15 protein-coding genes and 1 pseudogene are annotated in these 19,500 nt (G+C 41.1%); 9 read left to right on the top strand and 7 right to left on the bottom strand.

Going from position 1 to position 19,500, the window contains the following annotated elements:
- Positions 1-12 precede the first annotated feature (12 nt).
- From ACMX3D_RS11105 to ACMX3D_RS11095, 3 genes are all read left to right on the top strand, one after another.
- Complete coding sequence (locus ACMX3D_RS11105; RefSeq protein ID WP_482751472.1) at positions 13-1,281, top strand: tellurite resistance TerB C-terminal domain-containing protein; 1,269 nt, start codon at positions 13-15, stop codon at positions 1,279-1,281.
- 75 nt (positions 1,282-1,356) lie between these two features.
- Entirely contained in the window at positions 1,357-2,685 is a 1,329-nt protein-coding gene (locus ACMX3D_RS11100; protein ID WP_482751471.1) for an ATP-binding protein, read from the top strand.
- A gap of 106 nt (positions 2,686-2,791) precedes the next feature.
- Positions 2,792-4,981, top strand: coding sequence for a DEAD/DEAH box helicase (locus ACMX3D_RS11095; protein WP_482751470.1), 2,190 nt, complete (start codon positions 2,792-2,794; stop codon positions 4,979-4,981).
- Between the two features lie 133 nt (positions 4,982-5,114).
- Here the strand turns inward: ACMX3D_RS11095 and ACMX3D_RS11090 are convergent, their stop codons facing one another.
- The 3 genes from ACMX3D_RS11090 to ACMX3D_RS11080 form a co-directional block, all read right to left on the bottom strand.
- Positions 5,115-6,791 carry a sodium:solute symporter family protein gene (locus ACMX3D_RS11090; protein ID WP_482751469.1) on the bottom strand — a complete coding sequence of 559 codons (1,677 nt, stop codon included), beginning with the start codon at positions 6,789-6,791 and terminating at the stop codon, positions 5,115-5,117.
- A 9-nt stretch (positions 6,792-6,800) separates the two neighbouring features.
- Positions 6,801-7,052 (bottom strand): DUF4212 domain-containing protein, encoded by a 252-nt coding sequence (locus tag ACMX3D_RS11085; protein WP_482751468.1) that lies wholly within the window; start codon positions 7,050-7,052, stop codon positions 6,801-6,803.
- A 303-nt stretch (positions 7,053-7,355) separates the two neighbouring features.
- On the bottom strand, positions 7,356-11,054 hold the full coding sequence (locus ACMX3D_RS11080) for a PAS domain S-box protein (RefSeq protein ID WP_482751467.1): 3,699 nt from the start codon (positions 11,052-11,054) through the stop codon (positions 7,356-7,358).
- A gap of 461 nt (positions 11,055-11,515) precedes the next feature.
- Here ACMX3D_RS11080 and ACMX3D_RS11075 point away from each other — a divergent pair, with 461 nt between their 5' ends.
- Positions 11,516-11,881, top strand: coding sequence for a hypothetical protein (locus tag ACMX3D_RS11075; RefSeq protein WP_482751466.1), 366 nt, complete (start codon positions 11,516-11,518; stop codon positions 11,879-11,881).
- Between the two features lie 77 nt (positions 11,882-11,958).
- On the opposite strand, the gene ACMX3D_RS11070 is transcribed toward ACMX3D_RS11075, so the two are convergent.
- The 4 genes from ACMX3D_RS11070 to ACMX3D_RS11055 all read right to left on the bottom strand — a co-directional run bounded on the left by ACMX3D_RS11070 (position 11,959) and on the right by ACMX3D_RS11055 (position 14,893).
- On the bottom strand, positions 11,959-12,831 hold the full coding sequence (locus ACMX3D_RS11070) for an MBL fold metallo-hydrolase (protein WP_482751465.1): 873 nt from the start codon (positions 12,829-12,831) through the stop codon (positions 11,959-11,961).
- A 173-nt stretch (positions 12,832-13,004) separates the two neighbouring features.
- Positions 13,005-13,553 carry a ribosome recycling factor gene (gene frr, locus ACMX3D_RS11065; protein ID WP_482751464.1) on the bottom strand — a complete coding sequence of 183 codons (549 nt, stop codon included), beginning with the start codon at positions 13,551-13,553 and terminating at the stop codon, positions 13,005-13,007.
- Positions 13,540-14,268, bottom strand: a complete 729-nt coding sequence (gene pyrH / locus ACMX3D_RS11060; RefSeq protein ID WP_482751463.1) for a UMP kinase — start codon at positions 14,266-14,268, stop codon at positions 13,540-13,542. Before pyrH ends, frr begins: the two co-directional genes overlap by 14 nt.
- A 70-nt stretch (positions 14,269-14,338) precedes the next feature.
- Positions 14,339-14,893, bottom strand: coding sequence for a thioredoxin family protein (locus ACMX3D_RS11055; protein WP_482751462.1), 555 nt, complete (start codon positions 14,891-14,893; stop codon positions 14,339-14,341).
- Between the two features lie 394 nt (positions 14,894-15,287).
- Here ACMX3D_RS11055 and ACMX3D_RS11050 point away from each other — a divergent pair, with 394 nt between their 5' ends.
- The 5 genes and pseudogenes from ACMX3D_RS11050 to ACMX3D_RS11030 form a co-directional block, all read left to right on the top strand.
- A complete protein-coding gene (locus ACMX3D_RS11050; RefSeq protein ID WP_482751461.1) occupies positions 15,288-16,193 on the top strand; it encodes an alpha/beta fold hydrolase in 906 nt (301 codons plus the stop codon).
- Between the two features lie 161 nt (positions 16,194-16,354).
- Positions 16,355-18,235 carry a nuclease-related domain-containing DEAD/DEAH box helicase gene (locus ACMX3D_RS11045; protein ID WP_482751460.1) on the top strand — a complete coding sequence of 627 codons (1,881 nt, stop codon included), beginning with the start codon at positions 16,355-16,357 and terminating at the stop codon, positions 18,233-18,235.
- A gap of 155 nt (positions 18,236-18,390) precedes the next feature.
- On the top strand, positions 18,391-18,663 hold the full coding sequence (locus ACMX3D_RS11040) for a hypothetical protein (RefSeq protein ID WP_482751459.1): 273 nt from the start codon (positions 18,391-18,393) through the stop codon (positions 18,661-18,663).
- Positions 18,660-19,025 (top strand): clan AA aspartic protease, encoded by a 366-nt coding sequence (locus ACMX3D_RS11035; RefSeq protein ID WP_482751458.1) that lies wholly within the window; start codon positions 18,660-18,662, stop codon positions 19,023-19,025. The genes ACMX3D_RS11040 and ACMX3D_RS11035 overlap by 4 nt, the downstream gene beginning before the upstream one ends.
- A 256-nt stretch (positions 19,026-19,281) precedes the next feature.
- Positions 19,282-19,461 (top strand): annotated as a pseudogene (locus ACMX3D_RS11030) (DoxX family protein); the annotation flags it as partial.
- Positions 19,462-19,500: the final 39 nt, after the last annotated feature.

Below are 19,500 nucleotides of genomic sequence, written 5' to 3'. Positions count from 1 at the left end.
CAAATTAGCAATATGCAAGCAGTAATGGTCAGTAATCGATTTCTTTTAGGCATAGTAGCCTTTAGTGTAAGTTTTGGTCTTAGTCTGGTTCCCAATTGGGATTTTGGTAAAGCCTTTATTACAGGCATAATTACTGTACTGGCTACTTATGCCGCAGCATTATTTGTCGATAAGCGACGTAGACATCATGAAATGCTGGTGTTAGTAACTTTACGTAAACGAATTAAAGAACAAGAAGCACTCAAAGCAAGAATTTTTCGAGAAATCAAACAAATAGAAGAGCATCGCAGTTTATTATACGCGGAGTCACAACAACTCCAAAATCAAATCGCTGAATCTCGCAACCAAAGGGATAGTCTACATCGAGAATTGGGTAATTTTGCTGGACAGAAAAAGCAGTTAGAAACTGAAACCAATAATCTAAAAAATACAATTCAAACACTAGAGAAAAGTAGCATAGAACTTAGTACCGCTTGCTCTAACTTCACAGCCGAAAAACGCCGTTTAGAGTTACAAAATAATGTGGCGCGGGCTGAAATTGCCCAGTTACAAGCTCAAATTGACGAACTACTACAAGCAAAGGAAGAAATTGATAGCAATGTAACTTTACTCGGCAGACTCAAACCTCAACTAGAGGAAAAAATGTATGAACTAAGAATGGAAATTCAAGAGCTAGAAATTTTAGTAAATCAGCACAATCAATTATTAGCAAATATAAGAGAAGAAAGAGACAAAATAACTAGTAGCCTGGATGAATTGAATCAGCAAATATTAGAGAAACAATCAGAAATCCAACAGTTAAATGGTCAAATTTCTATATTACAAGGAGAACGAGATTTATTACAAAGCCAAGTTTGGGAATTACTGCAACAAACAGAAACACTTAATTTAGAGGATGTGTCTACACATACCCCAGCAGAAGAAATTGATGTATTTCCGTTTGCCGACTTAATTGCACCTTCAGAAGATACAAATGAAGATTTACCTGAAGAATGGACTAACTTGTTAGAAAGATTACCAGGTCATGAAATCGAAGTATTAAAGGCAATCATCCACGAAGATAATCCCAAAGCTGCAATTAAACAAATTGCTGAAGCGAATATTACAATGCCTAATCTATTAATTGATTCTATCAATGACCGCGCCAACGATACCATAGGGGAATTAATCATCGAGCCAGGAGAAGACATTCCCGAAGTTTATCAAGAACATCTGATAAATGTGCGTAAAATGATTGCTATGTACGAAGACCTGATGAGCAGACATGCCTCATCAAATTAATATTACTTGTTATCGTAAAATTATTATTGACTAGGGCTGTATACCCTAAGTTGAACATCAAATCTAGTGAAGTACATGGCAAAGCTCAAAATCTCGAAGAAAATTTCCACTGCTTTAATTAATTCCCTCGGTGCGGGAGTAGTACCGAGACTAGGAGTTGAACACATAGCAGTTGGTCGAGAACAAGAACTTAAAAGCCTCATACAAAATCTGGATGACATCGCAGAAGGTGTAGCAGCATTTCGCTTTATTATTGGTAATTATGGGTCAGGTAAAAGCTTTCTCCTACAAATGATTCGTAACCGTGCAATGGAGCAAGGTTTTGTAGTAGCTGATGCTGATTTATCTTATGAACGTCGCCTTGCAGGAAGCAATAATGAAGGTTTGGCGACTTACCGAGAATTAATGAGTCACCTTTCAACAAAAACCCGGCCTGATGGTGGTGCTTTAGTTTCAATTTTAGAAGGTTGGATTAATAAAATTCAGCAAGAAGTTGCCAAAGAAACTAATATGCGTCCCACTGACGAAGGTTTTGATGACCAAGTTGAAGCCAAAATTCGAGAAGTTGTGCAATATATTGAAGATTTAGTTCACGGATTTGATTTTGGTAACGTTATTATTGCTTATTGGCGTGGTTATAGATTAGATGATGATAATTTAAAAAATGCTGCTTTACGTTGGTTGCGGGGAGAATTTAGCACCAAAATCGAAGCTAAAGCCGCTTTAGGTGTGCGGGTAATCATAGATGATGAAAGTTGGTATGACTACATCAAATTATTAGCTAAATTTGTTGCTGAGATTGGTTATAAAGGTCTACTAGTTTTATTAGATGAAGCGGTAAATTTGTACCAAATATCTACTACAGTTACGCGAGAGAAAAACTATAACAGACTGTTGGGGATGTTTAATGATACCATGCAGTGCAAAGCCGAACATCTTGGTATCTTTATTGGTGGCACAACCAAATTTTTAGAAGACCCCAACCGTGGACTGTTTGCTGACCAAGCTTGGCGAAGACGCACCAAAGAAAGTCGTTTTGTTAGCCAAGCGAATGTGCAAGAGTTTTTAGGGCCTGTAATTCGGTTAAACCCGTTGAGTCAAGCAGAAATTTTAACGCTGTTACAACGTCTGAAAGAAATCCATGTAGTTCACTATGGCTATGATAAGACGTTGAGCGATCGCAACTTACAAGAATTTCTGCAAGAAATCGTTAGCCGCTTAGGTGCAGAAGCATTACTCACCCCTGGCGAAATCATCCGAGACTTTATTAGTGTGCTGAATATCCTACATCACAGTCCCAAAATGGCATTCAGCGAATTAATTCATGGTTCTCAATTCAAGCCTACAAGCGTAGGTAAAAATTTAGGTATAGACGAAGATGATGCAGCGGAATTTAGTTTGTGATTAATTATGGCAATCGAAGCAGAGATAATGACAAAGACTCATGATCAAACATGGACACTGAGCGACTCTAAAGCCTGTTCCCTGTTCCCTATTCCCTGCTATAAATATGACTAATGCCTTCAACAGACTTGCACCCTTTATCCAAGAATATATCTACCATCACAACTGGACTGAATTACGACCAGTGCAAATCGCAGCTTGTGAAGTGATTTTTGACACTGATGCTCATTTATTAGTAGCAGCAGCCACAGCGGCGGGGAAAACAGAAGCAGCATTTTTACCAGTGTTAACTGTATTACACAATTACCCTACAAATACCATTGGTGCATTGTATATCGGCCCAATTAAAGCTTTAATTAATGACCAATTTGAACGCCTTAACGGCTTACTTAAAACAGCCGATATCCCTGTTTACCACTGGCATGGTGATGTTGCGCAAAATCGGAAAAATCAGCTTTTAAAAAACCCCAAAGGCATTCTTCAAATTACTCCAGAATCTCTCGAAAGTTTGTTAATTAACAAACATCATAACTTAGTTCGTTTATTTGGTGATTTAAAGTTTGTCATTATTGATGAAATTCATGCCTTTATGGGTTCGGAACGCGGTTGTCAGATTATTTGTCAATTGCAGCGTTTAGCCAATGCAATTCAATCACAACCCCGGCGTATTGGTTTATCAGCTACTCTTGGTGATTACTCATTGGCGGAAGAATGGTTGCGTTCGGGAACCGATAAACAAGTAATTACTCCCCAAATTGAGGTAGGAAAACGTCAAATTAAACTGGCTGTAGAACATTTTTATCTTCGTGATGATATTAATTCATCCGAAATATATGAAAATTACCTATTTAATCTCAGCAAAAATAAAAAATGCCTCATCTTTGCGAATAATCGCACCCAAACTGAATCTGTAATTGCTTCCTTACGAGAAATTGCCACAGTACAAGCACAAACCGATATCTATCATGTACATCACGGTAGTATATCGGCAAGCTTACGACAAGCAGCGGAAAAAGCCATGCAAGAACCGCATACTCCAGCTGTGACTGCGGCTACACTTACCTTAGAATTAGGCATTGATATTGGGAATTTAGAACGAGTCATTCAGTTAGAATCACCATTATCAGTAGCCAGCTTTTTACAACGTTTAGGACGTGCTGGAAGAAGAGGTGAAGCTGCCGATATGCGCTTTGTCTGCGCTGAAGATGAACCATCACAAGAAGCATATTTACCAGAACAAATTCCCTGGCAAATTTTGCAGTGTATTGCCATTATTCAACTTTATTTAGAAGAACGTTGGATTGAGCCGATAAAGCCTATTAAATATCCTTTGAGTTTGCTTTATCATCAAACAATGAGTATTTTATTAGCTACAGGAGAAATATCTCCGGCTAATTTAGCTAAACAAGTTTTAAATCTGCCACCTTTTGTAGCTATTTCGCAAGCAGATTATAAATTATTGTTACGTTACTTAATTGATATTGGACATATTCAGCAAACTGAACAAGGTAAATTAATTATTGGTTTGGCTGGTGAAAAGATAGTAGGTAAATTTCAGTTTTATGCTGTATTTGCTGATCATCAAGAATATACGGTTAAGCAAGGCACAACTGAAATTGGTAGTATCATTACACCACCGCCTGTAGGTAATCAATTTGGTTTAGCAGGCCGAACTTGGGAAGTTTTAGAAGTTGATTTTAAAAGAAAAGTTGTTTTAGCCAAGCAAGTAGATGGTAAAGCTACTGTTTATTGGCGTGGTGGTGGCGGTAGTATTCATACAAAAGTTTTGCAAAGAATGCGGCAAGTTTTACTAGAAGATGTTGAATACAGCTATTTACAAAAAAATGCTAAACAACGTCTAAAAATAGTTAGAGAATTAGTACAATCTGCTGGATTAGCAGAATCTAATATATTGCAACTAGACAAAAATAAATGCTGTATTTTTCCTTGGATGGGAACAGTTACTTATCGCACCTTAGAAAGATTGCTGAATTCCTTTTGCCGAGAATCTTTAGAAATTAGTAGTATAGGTGGAATTAACCCTTATTATCTAACTTTAAAATTAGGCAAAGGTAAATTTAAATATCTGCAAGTAGAAATTGCTTCTTTATGTGAGCAAAGGATTTCCGCAGAAGATTTAGTTAGTACCGCTGAAGCCCCAGAAATGCAAAAATACGACGAATTTATTCCACATTCGTTATTACGGAAAGCTTTTGCTTATGATTATTTAGATATGGAGGAACTTAGACAACAAGTTGCACTGTGGAAATTTGGTGAGTATGATATTCCCGAATAATTCATCTGTTGGGTTTCACTACGTTCCACCCAACCTACTATTACTCATAATTAAGTTAACAATAATATTTGAACCTACAAATAGAGACACGGCACTGCCATGTCTCTAGGATAGTCTGTATTCTTATGTACGCTTAATGCGAAACTATTTCTTGGTCTTCTTCAATTGCAGGCGAACGTAATTGTTCAACCATCGCTTGAATCTCTGCGGGAGGTGGTGGTGTGAGACGAGACACAACTAAGGTAACTACCAAATTGATTAGCATACCTAAAGTACCGATACCTTCAGGTGAAACGCCAAAAAACCAAGGTGGCGCACCGCCAAACTTAACGCTGATGATATAGATAATGGTAAATATTAAACCACTCAACATCCCAGCGATCGCACCTTGTGCATTGGTACGTTTATCGAAGATTCCCAGAACAATAATTGGGAAAAAACTCGCCGCTGCTAAGCCGAAAGCAAACGCGACAACCTGACCTACAAATCCTGGCGGATTTACTCCAAAGTAGCCAGCCAGCACCAAGGCTAAACCAACCATCACACGCCCAACAAATACTCGTTTGCGTTCCGATGCGTTAGAATCCACAATGCGGTAATAAATATCGTGGGCGACAGAACTAGAAATTACCAACAACAAACCCGATGCGGTCGATAAAGCCGCCGCCAAACCACCAGCCGCTACCAAAGCAATCACCCAAGGAGCCAGTTGAGCTATTTCTGGGGTGGAAAGCACAATGATATCGGGGTCAATCTTAATTTCGTTGGTGTCTTTATTTGGGGTTAATTGCAGACGACCATCTTTATTTTTATCGTCAAAACTCAGCAGTCCTGTTTTTTCCCATTTACTCGCCCAGTCTAATTGTTGTACCTCTGCAATTGTTTGATTGTGCAGGGTATTAATCAAGTTGTACCGAGCAAACATTGAAAGTGCTGGAGCAGTGGTATAAAGAATGGCAATAAATAATAATGCCCAACCAGCAGAAAAACGTGCTGCACGTACACTTGGTACTGTGTAAAACCGCACGATAATATGCGGTAAACCAGCAGTCCCCACCATCAATGCGATCGCCGTGAACAGTACATCGAGCATGGATTTGTTCACAAACGGCTGAGTATATTCTTGAAATCCTAAATCAACTTGGATTTGATTGAGCTTGTCAGCAACATCACTGAAGGTAAAAGCTAATTGCGGAATGGGATTACCTGTTAATCGGGTTGCGATCGCGATCGCCGGAATTAAGTAAGCAATAATCAATATGGCGTACTGGGCTACTTGCGTCCAGGTAATTCCTTTCATTCCCCCTAAGACAGCAAAAAAGCCGACAATCACCATCCCGATGATTACGCCTGTGTTGATGTCCACTTGCAAGAAGCGACTAAACACAATTCCCACACCCCGCATTTGACCAGCAACATAAGTAAGGGAAACGAAAATAGCTGCGACAACTGCTACCAAACGCGCCACATTAGAGTAGTAGCGATCGCCCACAAAATCCGGTACTGTATACTTACCAAATTTCCGCAGGTAGGGAGCTAACAGCAACGCCAACAAAACATAGCCCCCAGTCCAACCCATCAAATAAATCGAACCGTCGTAGCCTAAAAAAGAAATCAGCCCCGCCATCGAAATAAACGAAGCGGCGGACATCCAATCGGCGGCAGTAGCTGCACCATTGGCAATTGACGGTATTCCCTGACCAGCTACAAAAAAGTCTTTAGTATTTTCAACCCGCGATTGCCAACCGATATAAATGTAGATGAGGAAAGAAAGCCCAACTATTATAATCGTCCAAAGTTCAACAGACACAGTTTTTACTCACTTTTTATTATGCTTGCGGTCTATTTTGTCCATTTGAAAAGCGTAGATAAAAATCAATATCACAAAGATGATAATTGAACCTTGCTGCGCTATCCAAAAACCAAAAGGTACGCCAAAAAAACGTATTCCATTTAATTGTTGAACCAACAAAATACTAAAAACTAGGGAAACTAATGCCCAGACAATTAAAAGATTACGTATTAAAGCAGTATTAGCACGCCAATAAGAGCGGCGCTGATGTTCATCCATTGTTATATGTCGTAAGTGCATCAAAAATGATAACAAGAAGTCGCCATTTTCCTTGTGAATGCTTGTATTATTTTTTATAAATTTATATGTATCGCATCAATTAAGTACAAGACTGACGCAAAAGGTTTTTTCGAGAATTGGTAAAAGTTTTGCCCTGGAAAGATTGCTGTATATAGGACTCATATTTGATGAGTGAAAAAAATCAGTAGACATCTAACTTTCCTCTGATCTGTTCCCTGTTCCCTGTTCCCTGTTCCCTACCTAAACAAGAATTTTCAGTAATCAAATCGGATTCCTATATTTCTATTTGTGTTGGATTAGATTAGTAATCACCCGCAACAAAATTTCTGCCTCCAAAGGTTTTGAGATATGCTGTTGAAATCCGGCTTGCAGGGCTTGTTTTTGGTTGAACTCTCCAGCATAGGCAGTAAGTGCGATCGCTGGAATTTGCCCACCTTGCTCTGATGGTAAGGCTCGTACTTGCCGCATCAGCGTATAACCATCCATATCGGGCATTCCAATATCGCTGATTAGCACATCTAACTTAGATCGTCTTAAAATTGCCAACGCTTCACTGGCTGTTGCGGCGGCTGTTACTTCGGCTCCAGCCTGCTCTAACAGAAAAGCCACAAACTCCCGTGTATCGGCATCATCATCGACAAACAGAACTTGAACACCGCTTAAATTAGCTGATGATTCTGAAGATTGACAGTTTTGTTTTACCTGAGACAAGTTGGATAGCAATGGTAGCCTGACTGTAAACTTTGCTCCCTGCCCTTCGCCGGGACTTTCCGCCTGAACAGTGCCGCCATGTAGTTCGACTAAGTGGTGAACAATGGCAAGCCCTAAACCCAATCCACCAAATCTACGGGTTGTTTTAGAATCTGCTTGACGAAAGTAGTCAAACACGAATGGCAGAAAATCAGCAGAAATACCCTGGCCTGTATCACTAACTGTAATTTGGGCAAAAGTGCCATGTTGCTCTAGCCGAATATCGACTCGCCCCCCTTCGGGAGTGAACTTGACTGCATTGGAGAGCAGATTCCACACTATTTGCTGTAAGCGAGCAGAATCTCCCGAAACCTGACCAACTTCTGGATCAAATTTGTGCTGGATTTGAATCGATTTGGCTTCCGCCGCCAGCCGCACAGTTTCCATCGCTGATTGAATAATTGCTGCCAGATCAACAGCAACAACATTCAGGCTGAGTTTGCCTCGCAAAATCCGGGAAACATCCAGCAAGTCTTCAATTAGTTGGGATTGTAACCTCGCATTGCGTTCAATTACGCTTAGGGCTTGTGCAGTCTTGGTTGCGTTTAACTTGCCGGACTGGAGTAGCTGTGACCAACCTAGGATAGGGTTCAGAGGCGATCGCAACTCATGAGACAGTACTGCTAAAAATTCATCCTTAATCCGGTTGGCGGCTTGAGCTGTTTCTCGTGAAGCTTCTGCTGCCGACCGTGCTTGCTGTTCGGCTTCGTATAACCGAGCATTTTCCACGGCGATTGATGCCATTTGGGCTAACTGCACCAGAATTGCTTCATCAGCTTCGGTAAACTCACCCTCATATTTGTCGGAAAGCTGAATCAATCCAATGTTACGTCCATCTCGTCCTACCAGGGGAGCAGCCAGCCAGCCCCGTAGGGGAGGATGTTTTTCTGCCTCTTTGCCAAAGCCACGCCAATAGGGATGTACCTCTAGTTCAGCTTGCGTCATCCGCATTGGTCGATTCAGGTGACACAAACAAGCATAAATGCCAGATCCATCGGGCTGGGCATCGTAATTCCGCCAAGCCATATACTTATCAGATAAGTATATGGCCGTAATTGCTTGTGTCCACTTATGGTCAATTGTCATAGTAGTAACAGCTTGGTGAGTACCAATGGTTGATGCTGCTTGATTTGTGATTACCTGTAATAATTGTTCGACGGAAAGGGCAGAATTAATTGCTAGTGCTGCCGTAGTCAATCCCTGCAATTGGTTCATGTAGTAGCGTTCACGGGCCAGCAGCTGTTCACGTTCAATTTCGGCTTGTTTGCGAGCGGTGATATTGCGGCTGACTGTTGCCAAACCAATTGGTTGATTATTCTCACCTCTGATGTAAAAAACGTTGTAAATCATCCACAATGCTTCCCCAGTTTTGAAATGACGGAAACGAATTTCCACTTCCGCCCGTCCCTCGCAAAAAACGCGCGGGAAAAATTCATTGATGATAAAGTCCTGATCTTCAGGAAAGAAAAATTCTCTGACTGGAGTTTCGTTGTATTGCTGTGTGTTATCCAGCCCGACCATTTGCTTACCTGCATCATTCACATAAAACGGCACAAAATTCATATCACACATACCGATAAATTCTGTGCTGTTATCGGCAAGAGAAACAAATTTTTGGATTTCCAGTTCCGCTTGTTTGCGATCGGTGATATCTACAGCTATTCCTGCCAGTAATTGCCGTCCAGCCGCATCTTTGAGGGGAAATTTGAAGGCGAGATAATAGTGTTCACCATCAGCTAGGGGAGCAGACTCCGCCAGTTGCGCCACCTGTCCGGCTTGTAAAACAGCTAAATCATTGTCTCGCATAGCTTGGGCAGTTGCGTGAGGAAAGAAATCGAAATCTGTTTTACCTATCCATTCTGCTAGAGGACGGTTGAATACTCGCTCTATAAGTGAATTGACATACAGATAGCGCCCTGACTCATCCTTGATAAAGGCATTGGTAGGACTGTAATTCATAAAGCTTTGAAACAAGGCTTGGCTTGCCTGTAATTCCTCCTCAGCCTGCTTGCGCTCCATAAATTGCCCAATCTGGCTGCCGATCGCACTCATCATCTGTAGCAAATCCGCATCAGGTTCCTGATAATGGGTGCTAAAGCATTCAATCACGCCTAAAATTTCACAACCTAGTGAAACCGGAAACCCAAAGACACTATGTAGTCCTAAATCAAGAGCGATCGCGGCTCTAGGAAAATTCTCATCTTCAGCTAAGTTAGCAATCCAGGTAGATTTACCGCTTTCCCAAATGCGGCCAGGTAAACCAACGCCAAGGGCAAAGGTTGTAGCTTGATTTGCCATAACCAAGGCAGTTATATTCAGGTCGGGAGTATGCCAACTATTGAGATACCGTAACTTATTGCTTTGCGAATCAACCTGCCAAATAAACCCCAGTTGCCAACCTAAACTTTCGCAAATAGACTGCAACACAAGTGGAATCGCATCTGCCAAAGTGGTTGCTTCCGCCAATACCCGCGCTACTGCATACTGAACCGCAAGACGTTGCTCGGCTCGTTTGCGTTTGCTCAAATCGAGAACAAAACTGATTAAACTTTCAGGCTCGTTATGGAGTAAAGCGGCTCCCACAATTACTGGAATTTGCTGCTCATCTTTGCCAATAAATGCTTTTTCATAGGCAGTACTTTTTCCGGCTTTCTGCAACTCTTCTAAGGCCAGCACATCGCGATCGCGTAAATCTGGCGGTGTCATCTGATCCCAACGAACTCGTCCTGCTCGGACATCCTCCTGTGTAAACCCGGTCATGCGCAAAAATTCATCATTCACCTCATGAATCGCACCATATATATCGCCGGACACTACCCCAATAATGTTGGAGTCAACCAAACGACGGAACCGCGCTTGCGATTCCTGGAGTTGTTCTAAACTTCGCCTGCTTTGCTGTTGAGCGATGTGTAATGACCCGACTAAAATACTGATTAAACATCCCTGAAAGACAAATAGCCCCATCCTTACTCCACTGGACAAGGTCAAACTCAGGCTCGACACTGGCTCCAGGAAAAAGTATTTGGCAAATAGCGCCGATACAAAAGTTGCCAACAAACCTGGATTTCGCCCTCCATACCAAGCACTGATCGTCACAGCGCTAAAAAAGAGCAGAAACGATGCTTGAGTTAACTGAATGTAAGGATTGAGCGTCAGCATCAGCCCAGCCGCAACGATAACTGATGCGATCGCCACCCCATAATTCCCAATTTGCGGCTTGAACTTGAACATTAGAACACGCAACAGAGCAATCGCTCCAGGTTTACGGCTGAGCAATACTTAAAGAAAAATTCAGATCAGATTAATCCTAACGTTTGACATCACTTTTCAAAGCACAACTTTTACCCCATTTTTACTTAATATATATCGCAGATATCTGCAATATATATTAAGAGTCATTTTAGATGAAGGGTATTTTCGTATTTGCGATCGCACTTCAGATAGAGGTTTAATTAACCAAGCAATTCCAGTTTCGGACTGTACAGGATTCAATATGCTTCTCTTGGCGAGCAGTAAGCTCTGACTTCTGCTAGAGGAATGTTTCCCTTTGTTACAGATAGCCTTGATATGTCTTGGATAAAGCTAATTGGTTCAAAAATAGGTTAAATTTTGGCTAAATTTCATCGCTAACCTGTATTTTAATCCAGCCAATTAGCTCCAAAAACGTAAAGATAATGGAGTACAGTCTGGTCATGATAAACTTAATTTCTAAGGCATTTTCTCACATCAGTTCTCTGCTTAATAAACTTCAAGTCAAGCGGTTTGTGGCTGTAGTACTAGTTGGATTTTTAGTGCTGACAACCAATGCTAATATTGAGCGTGGTAATACCAAAGCAGTAACCAGAGAGCTTGATAGAGTAGTACATCAGGATAATGCTGATCGACCAAAAACTACAGGTGAGTGGAATAGAGAAGCTCGTCAAACTGAAGATGCTCCTGGTAAACGCACTCAAAGAATTGCTAAAGAATCAGCAGAAGCTGTAAAACAATGGGGTTCAGTTTACCCAGATACCGCTAAAAGAAGCACAGATAGCGTAGATGAAAATACAAATAGATAATATAGCAATCATAAATCATTCATGAACAACAAGATCCCCGACTTCTTCAAGAAGTCGGGGATCTAAATTATTGAGAATCAAAGCCTTTCCATCAAATCAATACACTTGTGCATTTGTTGACGCATAGTATTAATATCTGCGTGAAATCTCCGCCCATGACCTGGTAAAACCCACTCAAAGTCATAATTAGCCAAATTCCGCATTGATTTAATTTGTTCTGAAAAAGAATACCAACAGTAGTCACGAAACGCCGCTAATTGATGTCTACTTTCTGACCAAGCGAGATGGTCACCTGTAAATAAAAACTTATTTTTGTACAGTAAAACTGTATGTCCTTTGGTATGTCCAGGAACTGGAATAATTAACACATCTGAAGTTAACCTAAATGGCTCTAAACCTGTTAGCTGAATTTCTACATTGCGAGTTCCACTAGAAATATCATCAGCATGAAGAATTCTTTCACATTGAAAATGTTCAGCAAATTTTTGATGATCTGCAACATCATCTTGATGAGTTAAATACATATAACGAATTCCCCCCATCTCTTCTAGTTGCTTAACTAAAGGCGGTGTAAATCGAGGAGAATCCACCAAAATATTACCTTCTTCTAATTGAATAAAATAACTAGCAGCGGCGTAAGATTTTTCTGAGTGGTAGCCACAATGGTAAACATTTTCTTCTACTAAAATTGGAAAAGTCTCTTGAGCATCTTTGATATCTTTGGGTTTTGCAACTGTACCAATCGAACTTGTAGGGCAAGATAAAAGTGCTTGAAGTGCTGTTAATCTTTCTGCTGCATTGCTTGGTTGGTGATAAACTGCCGACTGTTCATCAACACGCGAAAAAACTTCTGGACTCATCCAACGACAGGTATCACAATCAATACAAGTAGTATCTACATAAAAATCGCCATTAATATTTTGGGGGCGACGCATATCTAAGTGAGCCATGTTAACCTCTTGGGCTGACCATAAACCCCAATAGCCCTACATTAGCAAACACGGCTATCAAAAAAAGCTGAAGTATGAAGTCAGAAGTATGAAATTTATCCTTTACACTTCATACTTCTTTAGTGAAATTATGAATTCTAAACATTCATACTTCACACTTCACACTTCATACTTTAGACAGTTGTGATGTCTTTTTCTTTTTCTGCTAACAAATCGTTAATTTTAGCAGTGTACTTGTCTGTTAGTTTTTGCAGTTTATCTTGTTGGTCTTTTGCTTCGTCCTCAGAAATTTCTGAGGCTTTCTCCTGCTTACGAATAGAGTCTAAAGCATCACGGCGGATGTTACGAATAGCAACACGACCTTCTTCAGCATACTTAGCAGCAAGTTTAACGAATTCTTTCCGGCGATCGCTTGTTAATGGCGGAATATTCAGCCGAATAACTGAACCGTCGTTACTGGGGGTTAAACCCACATCAGAAAGGGAAATAGCCTTCTCAACAGAGTTTAAACTGCTTTTATCGTAAGGCTGAATCAGGATTGTTGTGGCATCTGGCGTGCTAATATTTGCCAGTGATTTTAAGGGTGTTGGTGTACCGTAGTAATCTACTGTTACCTTATCTAATAGACTGGCATTGGCGCGACCAGTGCGAATTGTATTAAATGCGCGTTGAGTTGCCTCAACGGTTTTTTGCATCGTACTCTCAGCTTCAGCTAATTTCACAAGAACCTCCCACAAGGGTGCCGATTGATTCTCCCATGACTGCTCGGCGGATATTACCTCGCACCGTTAGGTCAAATACAAGAATTGGGATGTTGTTTTCTTTACACAAGGCAATCGCAGTACTATCCATTACCCGCAAATCGTGAGCCAAAACGTGAGCATAGGTGAGGCTTGTAAAACGTTTGGCATTAGGATGTATTTGGGGGTCAGCATCGTACACGCCATCTACTTTGGTGGCTTTGAAAATCACTTCCGCATCAATTTCTGCCGCTCTGAGCGCCGCAGTGGTATCTGTGGTAAAGAAAGGATTTCCAGAACCAGCACCAAAAATTACCACCCGCCCTTTTTCAAGATGACGGATGGCACGACGACGAATATACGGTTCTGCTAACTCTTGCATGGCGATCGCAGTCTGTACGCGCGTCTGTACTCCTATTCGTTCTAGCGAATCTTGCAGCGTCATGGCATTCATTACCGTGGCAATCATGCCGATGTAGTCAGCGGTTGCTCTATCCATCCCCGCCGATGCCGCTTTTACGCCACGAAAAATATTGCCGCCGCCAACGACTATGGCGATTTGAACGCCAGTGGCTATCACCTCTGCTACTTCTTGTGCTATTTCTTTGACCACTTCCGGATCAATTCCATAGCCCATGTTGCCCATTAAGGCTTCACCGCTTAGTTTAAGTAAAACCCGTCGGTAATTCGTTCCCATGAAGTTACGCTTTATCGAAAAAGTTGCAATTGCCTCCAATTTAAGATAGCAGCACAATGACTATCTATGTCTAGTTGCGCCAAATCAAACTGGTTCCTACTGGTTCTGTTTCTTGAGGGTTAATTGCTTGATTTTTAAATAAAGCGGCGATCGCATTTCGTAAATAATCTTCTCTTGCAGATGATGGTACTTGCGGGTCACTGTCAATTTTACCCTTATAAAGCACCATTCCGTTACTATCTATTAAAAAAGCCATTGGAGTTTTAATCGCGCCAAAACTCCTGGTTACGTCTTGAGTAGAATCCCAGAGGTAAGGAAAGTTCAAGCGGTGATGCTCGGCAAAAGCTTTCATATTTTCAAAGCTTTCTGTAGGGTACTTATTAGCATCACAGCCATTCATCCCAATTAGCGTAAAGCCGCTACCAGCAAATTCCGCTTGAATCTTTTTGAGCTTGTCTAAATATAAGCTGACATACGGACAGGAGTTGCACATAAAAACAACGCCAACTGCATGGAATTTGTCTAGATAACGGCTGAGATGGTGTACTCGCGTATCAATTCCTGGCAGTTCAAAATCTGGGGCATAGCCACCAACAGAAGTATAAATTGTTTCTAGTATAGTCATTTCCGTGAACCAGAAGGAACTAGAACAAAAATTTAGGTGAAATTTAGCGTCACTTTTTTAGTGCCAACTACCTTATCGCCGTTGCTCGATATCAAACGATTGTAGAGATCAGCAGAGAAACCGTAAATTGTAAAACTACTGAATATCGCTCCGTTGATAAATATATGACATCACATTTCCTAGGAGTAATTATCGTATATACCTATTTAGCTAGTTTTTCAGCTATTACCAACTAAAATAGCTCAGTTTATTTACTTAAATTTAAGTAATTATAGTTACTATTTTATCTTATTTTTTATTTCTTTTTTGTACAATCTTTACAAGATGCTTCTACAATTTAAGATAGATTAGCAAAAATGTTACAAATTATTAAATTTAGTAAATAAAAATTCAGATGACGACTTCTACAACTGCACTTACAGCACAAACTTGGATGTGGCAAGGGTTCCCGATTTGCTATCAAACTCAAGGAACTGCCGGGCCAGCCGTTGTTTTAGTACATGGATTTGGGGCTTCATGGTGGCACTGGCGGAAAAATATACCAGTATTAGCAGAGACTTGTCGTGTTTATGCCATAGATTTGCTTGGCTTCGGTAGTTCTGCTAAACCTCAGCCAGGTGAAAAAATTGCTTACACCTTAGAAATGTGGGGACAGCAAGTAGCAGACTTTTGCCGTGAAGTCGTTGGTGAGCCAGCTTTTTTAGTAGGAAATTCCATCGGCTGTATTGTAGCCATGCAAGCCGCAGTCAGTTTCCCAGACATCGCCTTGGGAGTAGCCTTAATCAACTGCTCTTTGAGATTATTGCACGATCGCAAACGAGAAACCCTGCCTTGGACTCGTCGTGTTGGTGCGCCACTTTTACAACGTGTCTTATCTGTCAAACCAATTGGGCAATTCTTTTTTAATCAAGTTGCCAAACCAAAAACAGTACGAAAAATTTTACTGCAAGCTTACGCCAATGCAGAGACAGTTACAGATGAGTTAGTCGATATTCTCACAGCGCCAGCAAAAGATCCTGGTGCAGTGGCTGTGTTTTTGGCATTTACTTCTTATTCCACAGGGCCTTTACCAGAAGACTTACTTCCACAACTACCTTGTCCAGCGATTATTTTATGGGGAACAGCAGACCCTTGGGAACCAGTAAATTTAGGGCGAGAATTAGCTAACTACTCGTCAGTGCAGAAATTCATTCCTTTAGAAGGAGTAGGACATTGCCCCCAAGATGAAGCACCAGAGCTAGTCAATCCGATTTTACAAGATTGGATAGGTGAGCGATCGCAAGTTTTAAAATCCAACTAACAGGCGATCGGCATCAGATGCGGTTCTGATTCTATCTTTGTTGGTAAGAATAGTTATACGAAAAAATTCAGTATAATATACAGGTAAGAGTGTAAAAAAGAAAGTTCCCGTATATTCGGATTTCCCTTGGTCTCAATCTATCTAAGTGTTGTTAGACCTTAATGACAAATCGATTTATTTCCCCTTCACCGCATGAACTAGATAATCTCAGAACTCCTCTAACGGTAGGAGAGAAAAGAGTCTTTCAGTTCTTCAATAAGAATCTTTCAGAAGATTGGGAGATCTACATTCAGCCTCACCTGAATGGCTTACGTCCAGATTTCGTTCTCTTGAATCCGAAGGTTGGCATCGCTGTTTTTGAGGTTAAAGACTGGGATTTAACGGCAATGCCTTATCATGTAAGGTACTCATCGTCTGAATCTAATAGCCCAGAGCTATGGGCAACATCGAAAGATGGAAAAGATTTTCGGCTCAAAGACAATCCTATTGAAAAGGTTCTTCTTTATAAGAACAGCATTGCTAACTTATACTGCCCACAAATTAATAATAATTGCACTGATCAATCGACTGCCTATCTTTCCTTGATTACGGCTGGAGTGATCGTGACAACCGCAGATACTATAACTCTAGAAGAGTTATTTTTTCCTTTCTATCAAGCGCGGAACCTCCTTGGGAAAGCCAAACCTTACTACCCACTGGCAGGGAGCGATGCTCTCCTATCAAATGACTTAGAAACTGTTTTTCCTACCGCAAGATGGCGCAGTTCTAAATTCATGAAGCCTGAACTTGCTAAATCTTTGCGAGGTTGGTTAGTTGAGCCAGATTTCTCAGCTAATCAGCGGCAACCTCTGGAGCTTAATCCTAAACAAAGACAACTAGCAACAAGCCGCACGAGATCTGGGTATCGGCGTATTCGTGGTGCTGCTGGTTCAGGTAAATCATTGGTACTAGCAGCAAGAGCCGCTCAGTTATCGATTGAACGTAAAGACACTTTAGTAGTATCATTCAACATTACGTTATGGCATTATCTCCGAGATTTAGCAGTCCGCTATCCGCTGCCAGGTAAGACAATTAATCGTTACATTACATGGCTCCACTTTCATGAATGGTGTAAACAAGTCATCTGTAATGAGGCAGGTCTCAATAATGAGTACAACGCACTTTGGCAAGGAAATCCAGATATTTTTGAAGTGCTAGAAACTGAGATTGTTCAATTAACTAATAAGGCGATTGACATTGCAGGAACACAAATTACCAAATATGATGCCATTCTGGTTGATGAAGGACAGGACTACAACCCTATGTGGTGGAACACGCTGCGACGAGTCCTGAAGGCAGGCGGTGAAATGATACTAGTTGCTGATGAGACTCAAGATCTCTACGAACGAGCTAGGAGTTGGACAGAAGATGCTATGAATGGTGCAGGATTTAGCGGCCCCTGGGTACAACTAGAGACATGCTACCGAATGCCTCATTCACTTATTAAGTACTTGAGAGACTTTGCAAACAGGTACTTACCTAACTTGAAACTTAACTTGCCAAAAGCACAAGTATCTGAATTAGATTTATATCCTACTCACTTAAGTTGGCTGCAACTTGGCTCTTCTCAGTCAATAGCAAGAGAGTGTGTCATTGCTGCACTTAAAATGCCTGGTTTAGCAACTCCTAGTATTATAGCTTACCCAGATATTGTTCTTCTGCTTCCAACTCATAAGTTGGGGCTAACCTGTGTATCACTTCTCAACGAACAAAAATTCAATGTCATTCATATCTTTGATGCAGATCAACAAGAACAGAAGAGCCGAAAGATGGCATTTTTTATGGGTGACGCTCGAATCAAAGCTTGTACAATCCATAGTTTTAAGGGATGGGAAGCTCGCTATATGGTCATTGCTATTTCTGAAGATACAGATCTTGAGTCTGTTTATGTTGCAATGAGTCGGTTAAAACGACACACAAAGGGAAGCTATCTAACTGTTGTCTGTTCCAATCCAATACTCGAAGATTTTGGTAGAACCTGGACAAATTTTGAGAAGCTCTAACGGTTTAGATTTTGAGTTTGGGCGTTAGTTAATGGAATTTTACAATATTGGATCAGGGAACAATCACAGATTTTAAAATCTAACTAACAGGCGATTTGTTTGTAAGATATTATGGAGGGGTTCAAAGAGTTGGCGTAACGACTTGGAGCGAGCGTATGCAAGCCATTCTTTTAAGCCGCGAAGAAGTTGCGCGTCGGGCAAAGCAACTGTACGAGGGTGGAATTCGTCAAAAGGTCGAAACTGACGAAAACATAGGTAAGATGGTCATCATCGACATTGAAACAGGGGATTATGAAGTTGATCAGACTGGGCTGCAAGCATCCCGTAACCTCAGCAAAAAGCACCCCAACGCCCGACTCTTTGGTATTCGCATTGGCTACAACGTTGCTGTCTCATTTGGTGGGGTCATGGAGCGTGTTCACAAGTGATTGCTGGAATTGTGACAGATAGACACGCTACTGTCGCACTTACCTTTCTGCTTCGGAACGGTTCAAGCATACCGATTGAGTTTGTCATAGATACAGGTTTCACTGGGGAACTCTGTCTTCCTTCGGAAGCGGTTTCATTGATGGGTTTAACATTTAGGCACGATACGCCTGCAAATTTGGCGGATAACAGTGAAGTGTTGCTTCCAATTTATGAGGCGACTGTTCTTTGGAATGGTGAAGAACGAGAAGTCCTTGTCATTGCTACAGGAAGACGACCTTTGCTTGGAACTGCTTTGCTGGATGAGCAGGAACTTGTGATTCAGTTTACAGAGGGCGGGTTGGTGACAATTGATGAATTGTAAATGCCGATCTAACTTGACGCAGCACAGGCTAACAACACAGTGGATGGGACGGTAGAGAGTCTTCGCGCCTCGTTTCAGTCATATCTGCCGCCGCTCACTTTAGCCTTTAGTCAATGGAATTTTATAAGATTGGATACAGGAGCGATCGCAAGTTTTAAAATCTAACTAATCAGTTTCTTTCTGTCGATTGAAGACAAACTCACCTGAAAATCAGCAACCTGAAGTGGTAAGCGCAAGTTTAAAATCAGGCGAAACCATGAACAAACGTAAGGAACTCTTTCGTGTCATCTTGGCAGTATCAATCATCATAGTTGGCATTACACACTTTGCTGTACCACAACCTTACGTCAAAATTATGCCGCCACAACTTCCTTACCCATTAGGATTAGTCTATCTCAGTGGCTTTTATGAAATTTTAGGTGGTATTGGCTTATTAGTTCCGCCTGTAAGTCAAGCTGCGGCTTGGGGACTAGTT

The sequence above is a fragment of the Anabaena sp. TISTR 8404 genome (assembly GCF_056847745.1).
Note: the sequence above shows the minus strand (reverse complement) of the source record. Positions and strands in the feature narration are given on the sequence as shown.

Bases quoted from the DNA above. Each gene is read 5' to 3' on its own strand.
- ACMX3D_RS11100 (WP_482751471.1), top strand. From the start codon at position 1,357: ATGGCAAAGCTCAAAATCTCGAAGAAAATTTCCACTGCTTTAATTAAT.
- ACMX3D_RS11085 (WP_482751468.1), bottom strand. From the start codon at position 7,052: ATGGATGAACATCAGCGCCGCTCTTATTGGCGTGCTAATACTGCTTTA.
- ACMX3D_RS11050 (WP_482751461.1), top strand. From the start codon at position 15,288: ATGACGACTTCTACAACTGCACTTACAGCACAAACTTGGATGTGGCAA.
- pyrH (WP_482751463.1), bottom strand. From the start codon at position 14,268: ATGGGAACGAATTACCGACGGGTTTTACTTAAACTAAGCGGTGAAGCC.
- ACMX3D_RS11055 (WP_482751462.1), bottom strand. From the start codon at position 14,893: ATGACTATACTAGAAACAATTTATACTTCTGTTGGTGGCTATGCCCCA.
- ACMX3D_RS11040 (WP_482751459.1), top strand. From the start codon at position 18,391: ATGCAAGCCATTCTTTTAAGCCGCGAAGAAGTTGCGCGTCGGGCAAAG.
- ACMX3D_RS11045 (WP_482751460.1), top strand. From the start codon at position 16,355: ATGACAAATCGATTTATTTCCCCTTCACCGCATGAACTAGATAATCTC.
- ACMX3D_RS11095 (WP_482751470.1), top strand. From the start codon at position 2,792: ATGACTAATGCCTTCAACAGACTTGCACCCTTTATCCAAGAATATATC.
- ACMX3D_RS11070 (WP_482751465.1), bottom strand. From the start codon at position 12,831: ATGGCTCACTTAGATATGCGTCGCCCCCAAAATATTAATGGCGATTTT.
- ACMX3D_RS11080 (WP_482751467.1), bottom strand. From the start codon at position 11,054: ATGTTCAAGTTCAAGCCGCAAATTGGGAATTATGGGGTGGCGATCGCA.
- ACMX3D_RS11075 (WP_482751466.1), top strand. From the start codon at position 11,516: ATGATAAACTTAATTTCTAAGGCATTTTCTCACATCAGTTCTCTGCTT.
- ACMX3D_RS11105 (WP_482751472.1), top strand. From the start codon at position 13: ATGCAAGCAGTAATGGTCAGTAATCGATTTCTTTTAGGCATAGTAGCC.